Below are 8,793 nucleotides of genomic sequence, written 5' to 3' on the forward strand. Positions count from 1 at the left end.
CGGGCGGCCCCGCCCTCGCGGACGCCGGGGCCGCCCGGTCCGTTCCCCCCGGACACCGGCCGTGCACGTGACAGACACCACGCTCACAAGGGGTTTGGTCACCATCGGCCGCACGTAGCCTGGAGGACATGTCCACTACCTCGATGTCCGCCGCAGGGGAAGCCCCCTCGGGAGCGGACCGGACGAACGCGGCGATCCGCCGCCTCGTGGACGCGCAGACGACGACCGGGGCCTGGCCCTCGGAGGAGTACGAAATGCTCCTCGTCGAGTGGGCGAACGCGATGGCAAGGGCGAAGGAACCCGCCGCCTGACGTCCGGTTCCTCCGGATCCACACCGTATTTCCACCGGTAGGTGAAACGCCTCCGCCCCGCTCCCCCGTCACGATGACCGGGGGCGGGGCGGAGGCGTTTTCCCGGAGCCGCGGAGGCTCAGAGCTTGGTCAACTTGGAGTAGGGGCTGAGGATCCGCCCCTGACGTCCGGAGAAGTCGATGAGCACGGCGAGGTCGCCCTCGACCCCCACGACTCTTCCGAGTCCGAATTGATCATGCGAAACCCGGTCTCCCACCTCGTAGTTCTCAATGGGCGGGGCGGCCGGGGCCGGGACGTTGAAGGGACTGGACGGCAGGTGTCGCCGGGCTCCGGCTGGCTTTGTCATTACCTTCAGTATGCGCCCACGGGGCGGCAGATGCCATGCCCGTCTCTCTGCCGCCCCACCGGCCCGGCCCGCCACAGGCCCCACGTCAGTCCCGCCAGGGCCAGTCCGCGGACCGTCCGGCCTCCAGCAGCGGCACCATCCGGAAGGCCGCGTCGGTCAGCCCGCCGAAGGTGTGCCGGCCGGGCGTGCCGGACGGAGCGTGACCGGCCTCGTACCCCTCCAGGTTCCAGGTGTACGTGGGCACGTGCGCCGGAATCGCCGCGAGGACGTCCGTGTCGCTGCTGTACGCGGCCTGCTCGTCGGTGACGATCAGGACCCGGTCGTGGCCCCGGTAGTGGCGGCGGACCGCGTCGGCGGTGTGGGTGCCGCCCAGGTTGCCGAAGCGCTCCAGGATCTTCAGGACCGACTCCCCCTTCGAGTACTCGACGGCGTTGCTGTTCGAACCGAATTCGACGAGGTCGGCACTGTCCGCGCGCAGCGCCAGCGCCGTACCGAAGATCGCCGCCGCGTCCGCCCGGTTGAGCTGCGAGCGCTCGGAGAGCTGCGACCAGAACATGGAGCCCGACCGGTCGACGAGCACCAGGGTGCGGCCCGCCAGCTTCGGCACGTTGGCCAGCGAGTGGCCCAGCGCCCGCTCCAGCGGGTACGCCCAGCGCAGCGACGGCGCGTGCTGGTACGCGGCGAGGTAGCGGAACGGGAACTGCCGCGAGCGGGCGACGACTTCGGGGTCCGAGATCTTCGCCGCGACCCGCTGCGCCACCTCGTCCGAGACCCCTGCCTCGTCGAAGTTGCGCAGGTTGCGCAGCAGCGCCATGGCGCCCATCGACGGGATCATCGCCTCCCACGCCCGAGCGTCCAACGGCCCCTGGAGCCAGCCCGCGAGGGACTCCCAGGTCATGCCCGCGTCCGCGAGGCGCTCGGCGGCGTTCTCCTTGCGCAGCACGGCGCGCCGCTTGGCCGGCCGCAGCGCCATCAGGTCGCGGTGCGCGGTCAGCACCGGGCTGGACATCGGCGCGTGCGCCGTCTCCGGGTGGTGCCGGCGGTCCAGCGCGTACTGGAACAGCTCGCCCTGCCACGGCTTCGCCGGGTCGGGCGCGGCGTGCACCAGGTTGAGCACGTCGCCGAAGCGGAATCCCTTGGAGGCGGTGTCGTACTTCAGCAGCGACTTGCCGTGGTAGAGCCGGCGCACGGCGTCGGCGACACCGCGCTTGACGGGCTTGGGAAGGGTGCGGCCGTACACCGCGGTCCAGTACGCGAGCAGTTCGCCGGGCTCGTCCGCGCGCTGGAGGACGGAGTCGACGACGGAGCGGTTCGTCGGGCCCTCGGTGACGCCCGCGTCGAGCCGCGCCTTGACGTACTCGGCGGCGCCGACCACGGAGGCGGTGCGCATCCGGCCCTCGCCGCGCAGCCAGCCCAGCAGTCCCGCGGTCCACTGCGGGTCCTCGACGGCGAGCTGCCGCACCAGGGTCACGAAGCGGTCGTCGCGGTCCTCGCCGGTCTCGTAGAAGGTGTTCTGCGCGACGAAGTTGGCGACGGCGAGCAGGAAGAGCTCGGACTTCGCGTCGCGCAGATGACCGGTGCCGCCCTGGTGGTTGACCTCGGTGTCACCGGTCGTCGCGACCGGCGAGAGGGCGCGGGCCTTCACCTTCGCGGCGGCGGAGGCGGAGGCGGCAGCGGCGGCCGAAGCGGCGGCGGGCTTGCGGGCGTTGAAGCGGGACATGGCGAATTCCCCCGAATTCGGAATAATCAGAACAAAAGGGGGAGGCGCAGTGCACACAAGGATGCCCGAGGTCAGAAGCGGCGACGGAACAATTCTGATGCTCTAGCCACTGAGCTACACCGGCCCGAAGCCGATGACGGGACTCGAACCCGCGACCGTCAGATCAAGGAAGTAACCGTTGCCTGCGCACCGGGCACCCGTGTGTGGACTGCGCCTCCCGAGATCAGGTTCGGACGCGGCGGTTTCGGTTGAGGAAGGAGCCGTGTCCGGCGCACCGGGAGGTGCGTGGCGTCATGAAGTTGAGGTGTGTCCAGAGTTCGGATGCGGCGGAACCGACGTAGGTGCTCTGGCCCCTGAGCTACACCGGCACGAATACCGGTGACGGGACTCGAACCCGTGGCCTCCCCATTAGCAGTGGAAGTAGGTCCTGCCTGCGCACCTGGACACGTCCATGACTCTAGGAGCACCACCCCGCCGCCCGCCACGGAATTACCGCGGGGCGCCGTCCGGGACGTGGAGTACGTCACCACGCGCGCGATCCCGCAACCGCGCACCCCTTCACAGGCGTCGCACAGAGCGTCCGGGGTTTCCCGGGCGAACGGGAGGGGATCACGGGCATGGCAGCCGCATCATCCGCAGCCGGGCCTGCGCAGTACCGCGTGGTGGCGCCGCTGGGCGAGGGCGGCACGGGCCGGGTGGACCTCGCGTGCGGTCCCGCCGGGCGGCTGGTCGCCCTCACCACCGTGCACCCGCACCTGGCGTCCGACGCGTGCTTCCGGGAACGGTTCTGCCGCGAGGTGGCGGCGGCCCGCGGCGTCGCGGACGTGTACGCGGCGGCCGTCCTGGACTGCGACACCGAGGCCGAACCCCCCTGGCTGGTACGCGAGTTCTGCGCGGGCCCGTCCCTGGTGGACGCGATCGGCACGCTCGGCCCGCTGGACGCGGCGGCGCTCGGCACGCTGGGCGCCGCCCTGGCCGAGGCGCTCGCCGCGGTGCACCGCGCCGGGCTGGTGCACCGCGACCTCAAGCCCGCCAATGTCGTGATCACCCGGGACGGCCCCAAGATCCTCGACTTCGGCCTCGCGAAGGGCGCCGCGGACGGCCCCGGGCAGCCGCGGACCGGCCCCGGCGGGCCCGTCGGCAAGCTGGGTTTCATCGCCCCCGAGCAGTTGACCGGTGCCCCGGGCGCGGAGGTAGGCCCGCCCGCCGACGTGTTCGCGCTCGGTGCGCTGCTCGCCCTCTCCAGCACCGGCCGCAACCCGTTCGGGTCGGGCGGCGCCGCGCAGGTCCTGCACCGCACCCTGCACGAGCCGCCCGACCTGCTCGGTGTGCCGGACGAGGAGTGGCTGGGCTTCCTGCGGCGCTGTCTGGCGCTCGACCCGGCGGCGCGGCCCACCGTCGCCGAGGTGAGCGACTGGTGCGCCGCGCGGGCCGGGCAGGTGCCGTGGTGGCGCGAGGAGCCGATCCTGGGCGTGGTCCGGGAGCACGAGGAGGCGATGGCCGAACTCGTCGAGGCGGAGGCGGAGCTGGCGGACGGGCTTGCGGACGAGATCCCGGAGGCGTTCCGGACACCGCGCGCACCGGCCGCCGCACGTCCGCGCACCTTCGGCGGCGTACCGCCGCTGCCCCTGGCCGAGGAGCCGCGGGCAGAACCGGAAGCGGAACCCGCGCCGGGTGCCGCCCCGCCGCCCTCGGCGCCGCGCCGCCGCCGGTTTCTGGCCTGGGCCGGAGCGGCGGTGACGGCCGTGGCGGGGTCGGCCACCGCGGGCGTGCTGATGTTCGACGGGAGCCCCGCAGCGGTGGAGGCGCGGGCCGGGGCGGCGGCACCGCCGCGCGGCCGGCCCTCCGGCGGTCCCGCGTGGTCGCGCGAACTGGAGGCCGCCCCGGGAGACGGGGGCCAACTGCTGCGGCAGGGCGACGCGTTGTACGTCACGACGGCCGGGGCGCTGTCCCGGCTGGACCCGGCGACCGGCGAGGTGCGGTGGCGGTACGAGGGCGGGCGGGTCGCGGGCCTGCGGGTGCGGGGCGAGGCGGTGTACGTGCTGCGGACGACGGCGGACGGCCCGCGGATCGTGGCGCTGGACGCGGCGACCGGGGCGCGGCGCTGGGAGTCGGTGCCGACGGCCCGCAATCCGTTCCGCCCGGCCCCCCAGAGCGCCGCGCCGGCCGAACAGGAGGGTGGGTCGGCCCACTTCACGGTCTCCTCCGGCACGGTCTGCCTGGTCACCCACTCCTCGGACAGCGCCGACGCGCGGCACCGCGCCGGGCAGGGGCGGCGCTGGCGGGCGTACGGCTTCTCGGCGGGCGACGGCCGGCCGCTCTGGCACCGGGCCGGGACCGTGACCGGGGTCGCCGCGGTCGACCAGTCCGCAGGGCGGCTCGCCGTCGCCACCTCCGAGCGGCAGGCCACCACGCGCGACCCGGCGGACGGCCCGCTGGTGGTCCTGCGGGACCGGGACGGCACGGTGGAGCGGGAGATTCCGGGGGGTGCGGTCCATCCGGAGGCGCATCCGGGCTCCTCGGGCGTCCGGTACTACCCGGGGAGGTCCGCGGTGGCGGCGGTGGATCTGGCCACCGGGACGCTCCGCTGGTCGCGCCCGGCGGGCGACGGGGCGACGGTCACCCCCACCGCCACGGCCGGACTGGTGCACACCGCGAGCGCCGCCGACCTGCGCGCCCTGGACGCGGCGACCGGCCACCAGCTGTGGGTGCGCACGGACGTGCACCGGCTGGACGCCGACACCGCGGCGCCGCCGCTGGTGGCGGACGGCCTGCTGTACGCGGCGGGCCCCGCCCCGGCGCCGGGCGCCGGTTCCGGGCGGCGCGCGGACGGCTGGGGGCTGTACGCCCTGGACGCGCGGACCGGCGCAACGGTGTGGGCGACGCCGGTGGAGCGGATGAGCGGGGTCCGGGCGGCGGCCGGGGGCGGTCTGGCCCACCTGCGCGCCGGCCGCACCCTGCTGACGCTGCGCGGACCGGCGTGAGCGACCCGCCCCACCGCGGCGGCAGCCGGCAACGGGGGCGGGGCGGGGCGGCCGGTTGACGCCCCACCGCTCCACAGGGGCATGATCATCACGCACCCCCGCACCCCGGACGCCCCCTCGCCCCTCGCCCCCTCGCCCGAGAGGAACCCCCTGTGGTCTCCCCCACGCCCGCTCCCGCCTCCCCCGCCTCCCCCGCCTCCCCCTTCCCGTCCTCCGGCCGCCGTGTTCTCGTCAGCGGTGCCTCGCGCGGGCTCGGCCGGGCCCTCGCGCAGGGCTTCGCCGCGAATGGCGACCGGGTCGCCGTCCACTTCGGCTCGCGCCGCGAGGAGGCCGAGCGCACCCTCGCCTCGCTCGCCGGTTCGGGGCACGTACTGGCCGGCGGTGACCTGTCCACGCCGGACGGGGCTTCGGCGGTGGCCGAGTCGGCCGGGGAGGGGCTCGGCGGGATCGACGTACTCGTCAACAACGCGGCGGTGAACCTCCCGCACCCGCTCGCCACCACCCCGTACGACGAGTGGGCCCGGACCTGGCAAGCCCATGTCTCCGTCAATCTGCTGGCCACGGCCCATCTCAGCCACCTCGCCGCCCACCGGATGATCGGGCAGGGCGGTGGCGGGCGGATCGTCAACATCGGTTCGCGCGGGGCGTTCCGCGGCGAGCCCGACCACCCGGCGTACGGCGCGACGAAGGCGGCGGTGCACGCGCTCGGCCAGTCCCTCGCCGTGCACCTGGCCCCGCACGGCATCGCGGTGGCCTCCGTGGCGCCCGGCTTCTTCGAGACCGAACGCGTCGCACCCCGGCTGTCGGGGGCCGAGGGCGAGGCGATCCGGGCACAGAGCCCGTTCGGCCGGGTGGCGTCGGCGGACGAGATCGCGGCGGCGGTGCTGTGGCTGGCCTCGCCCGCCGCGCAGTGGGCCTCCGGCACCGTTCTGGACCTCAACGGGGCTTCACACCTGCGGACTTGAGCCGCGCCCGGCGAACGGATGGTCAACTCGGGCAGAACGCCTGGATTCCCAAGATTTCGCGTGGAATGCCTTGACCGCCGGTGACGTCGGCAATAGACATTCCCTACCGGCCGGGCTTCGGGGGAAGTCCCCGGAGGTCACACCGCACACACGCACGGAACAGCGACGCGAGGGGGCGAGCCATGTGGATGCCAGGCAGGCTCGTGACCTCCATGAGAGCCGGCTGCTCCAGCTGGCCAATGTGACCGGAGTCGGCACCGGCAAGGACGAGTACTCGGGCGAGGACGTGATCGTCGTCTTCGTGACCCGTACCGTGCCCCGCGACCGGCTCCGTCCAGAAGACGTGGTACCGAGGGAAGTCGAAGGCGTACCGGTGCGCGTGCTCGCGATCGGCGAGGTCGACGCGCAGGACGGCGACGGCGACAGGTCCTGAGGCGACCGGCGTCCCCCGAAGGACCCCGAACGGAGTTCCCGCACGGCGTCCCCGCACGGTGCTCCCCCGAACGGAGTTCCCGCACGGCGTCCCCGCACGGTGCTCCCCCGATCGGGCTCCCCGAACGGCGTCCCCGTACGCCCCAGCACTCCCCTTGAACCCCGCGCGTCCCAGGGCGTCCCGGTGTCCCGGACGTCCTCGGCGCCCCGGGTGTCCCTCCACGTACTCCCATGCATCCCTAACTCACCGGGGAAGAGGTGGTCTGGCGTGAGCCAGCCCGAGATGATGCGAGGACCCACCGGCGGGCAGCTCAGTGACAGCTCCCGTCAGCAGGCGATGTCCGACTTCCTGCGCCCGCAGTCGCCGATGGCCAACGTCGTCGGCTTCGGCCACGGCGTGAAGTGGGTCGACGGAGAGCCCACCGGAGAGCCGGCGCTGCTCGTCCTGGTGAACCAGAAGGTTCCCGAGTCGATGCTGCCCGAGCGCGACGTCGTACCGCACCGGATGGACGACGGCACGCCCACCGACGTACTGGCCGTCGGCCATGTGTCGGCGCAGCGGCAGATGTACGGACAGCGGCGCGGCCAGCTCCACGAGGAGGACAAGTACCGTTCCGACGGCAGTGTGGCCGAGCAGTCGGCGCGCTACTCCCAGCCCATGCTCGAAGAGCTGAGCGGTCTCGGCGCGTTCGAGCCGGAGCTGCTCAAGCGGCGGATGCGCCCGTGCCCCTCCGGCTTCTCGGTCGGCAACGTGGCGGTGACGGCGGGCACGCTCGGCAGCGTGGTGTACGACTTCCTGCCCAGCGCGACCGTGGACCCGCCCGTCGCGGGCATCGGCACCCCGGCGAAGTTCTACATCCTCAGCAACAACCACGTGCTCGCCGACTCGAACAGGGCCCCGGCCGGCAGTGCGATCGTGCAGCCCGGCGTCTTCGACGGCGGCCAGAACCCGGCCGACCGGATCGCCACGCTGGACCGCTTCATCCCGATCCAGTTCGCCCCGCAGATCCCGCTGGAGCGGCACAACAACATCGTCGACGCGGCGCTCGGCGCGGTCGACTTCCAGGACGCGACGCGTGAGCAGTACTTCAGCGGCGCCCCGCGCGCCTGGCGACGCAAGATCAACGTCGGGGTCGGCAACCTGGTCAAGAAGACCGGCCGTACGACCAACATCACCTTCGGCCGGATCCTCGCGGTCGACGCGACCATCGACGTGAACTACGGCACGGCGGGCACCGCGCGCTTCAAGGACCAGATCCTCACCACGAACATCTCGGCGGGCGGCGACTCCGGTTCCCTGGTCACCTCCCTCGACAACGTCGCGGTCGGTCTGCTGTTCGCCGGATCCCAGTCCGTGACCGTGGTCAACCACATCGAGAACGTGCGCAGGCTGCTGCGCGTCGAGATCGCCGAGCTGCTGGCCTGACGGCCGCCGGACAGGGACGGAGGGACTCACGATCATGACCACTCAGGCACGCAAGTCGTCCAAGGGCCAGTCGGGCCAGCAGGAGCACCGCTTCGTTAACCCGATGGGTGCGGAGGTCAAGACCCGCGACGAGGCGTTCGCGGCGGACCGGGCACCCCAGGAGGTCACGGCCGAGGCGCTCCAGACGGACGCGAAGCTCCAGCTCCACAACGGGGCGGTGACGTTCGAGCTCGAAGTGCTCTACAACCCGAACACCTACCCGTTCGTGATCACCGGCGGGCGGATCGTGTCCGGGATCTGCGGGGCGCCGTGGGAGATCACGGGCGGCTCCATGGGCCAGCAACTGCGGCTCACCGCCAAGCGGACCTCGCAGGCCCAGTGCGCGGCCACCATCACCATCCTCGGCGAGTTCCAGAACCCGCCGTCGTACCGGGGCACGTACGGCTTCGACGGGGCGTCGACCACGTTCCGGCACACGACGCGCTACCAGGTCTGACCGGTGGCCCCGAGGGGGGGGGGGGGGGGGGGGGCCCCCCCCCCCCCCCCCCCCCCCCCCCCCCCCCCCCCCCCCCCCCCCCCCCCCCCCCCCCCCCCCCGGCCCGCCCGGCC

General features: G+C 73.5%; 8 protein-coding genes. 6 read left to right on the top strand and 2 right to left on the bottom strand.

The genetic code is table 11. The features are described from left to right. Positions 1-128: 128 nt before the first annotated feature. Positions 129-311, top strand: a complete 183-nt coding sequence (locus ACFYVL_RS37595; protein ID WP_389253217.1) for a hypothetical protein — start codon at positions 129-131, stop codon at positions 309-311. A gap of 118 nt (positions 312-429) precedes the next feature. Here ACFYVL_RS37595 and ACFYVL_RS37600 read toward each other — a convergent pair whose 3' ends face one another. Beyond that, on the bottom strand, positions 430-657 hold the full coding sequence (locus ACFYVL_RS37600) for a hypothetical protein (RefSeq protein WP_185025425.1): 228 nt from the start codon (positions 655-657) through the stop codon (positions 430-432). A gap of 85 nt (positions 658-742) precedes the next feature. Continuing rightward, complete coding sequence (locus ACFYVL_RS37605) at positions 743-2,377, bottom strand: TROVE domain-containing protein (RefSeq protein ID WP_389253219.1); 1,635 nt, start codon at positions 2,375-2,377, stop codon at positions 743-745. Between the two features lie 617 nt (positions 2,378-2,994). Here ACFYVL_RS37605 and ACFYVL_RS37610 point away from each other — a divergent pair. From ACFYVL_RS37610 to ACFYVL_RS37630, 5 genes are all read left to right on the top strand, one after another. Then, positions 2,995-5,361 carry a PQQ-binding-like beta-propeller repeat protein gene (locus ACFYVL_RS37610; RefSeq protein ID WP_389253221.1) on the top strand — a complete coding sequence of 789 codons (2,367 nt, stop codon included), beginning with the start codon at positions 2,995-2,997 and terminating at the stop codon, positions 5,359-5,361. A 152-nt stretch (positions 5,362-5,513) separates the two neighbouring features. Further along, complete coding sequence (locus ACFYVL_RS37615) at positions 5,514-6,326, top strand: SDR family NAD(P)-dependent oxidoreductase (RefSeq protein ID WP_389253223.1); 813 nt, start codon at positions 5,514-5,516, stop codon at positions 6,324-6,326. A gap of 184 nt (positions 6,327-6,510) precedes the next feature. After that, a complete protein-coding gene (locus ACFYVL_RS37620) occupies positions 6,511-6,759 on the top strand; it encodes a hypothetical protein (RefSeq protein ID WP_389253225.1) in 249 nt (82 codons plus the stop codon). Between the two features lie 267 nt (positions 6,760-7,026). Then, positions 7,027-8,184, top strand: coding sequence for a hypothetical protein (locus ACFYVL_RS37625; protein WP_389253227.1), 1,158 nt, complete (start codon positions 7,027-7,029; stop codon positions 8,182-8,184). Positions 8,185-8,218: 34 nt separating this feature from the next. Next, complete coding sequence (locus ACFYVL_RS37630; protein WP_389253229.1) at positions 8,219-8,680, top strand: hypothetical protein; 462 nt, start codon at positions 8,219-8,221, stop codon at positions 8,678-8,680. The last annotated feature ends 113 nt before the right edge of the window (positions 8,681-8,793 follow it).

The organism is Streptomyces sp. NPDC004111, assembly GCF_042874215.1.
Classification (GTDB): domain Bacteria; phylum Actinomycetota; class Actinomycetes; order Streptomycetales; family Streptomycetaceae; genus Streptomyces.

What these genes read in the sequence shown, in the direction of transcription:
- ACFYVL_RS37605 (WP_389253219.1), bottom strand. Translation starts at nt 2,377, where the DNA reads ATGTCCCGCTTCAACGCCCGCAAGCCCGCCGCCGCTTCGGCCGCCGCT.
- ACFYVL_RS37595 (WP_389253217.1), top strand. Translation starts at nt 129, where the DNA reads ATGTCCACTACCTCGATGTCCGCCGCAGGGGAAGCCCCCTCGGGAGCG.
- ACFYVL_RS37600 (WP_185025425.1), bottom strand. Translation starts at nt 657, where the DNA reads ATGACAAAGCCAGCCGGAGCCCGGCGACACCTGCCGTCCAGTCCCTTC.
- ACFYVL_RS37610 (WP_389253221.1), top strand. Translation starts at nt 2,995, where the DNA reads ATGGCAGCCGCATCATCCGCAGCCGGGCCTGCGCAGTACCGCGTGGTG.
- ACFYVL_RS37630 (WP_389253229.1), top strand. Translation starts at nt 8,219, where the DNA reads ATGACCACTCAGGCACGCAAGTCGTCCAAGGGCCAGTCGGGCCAGCAG.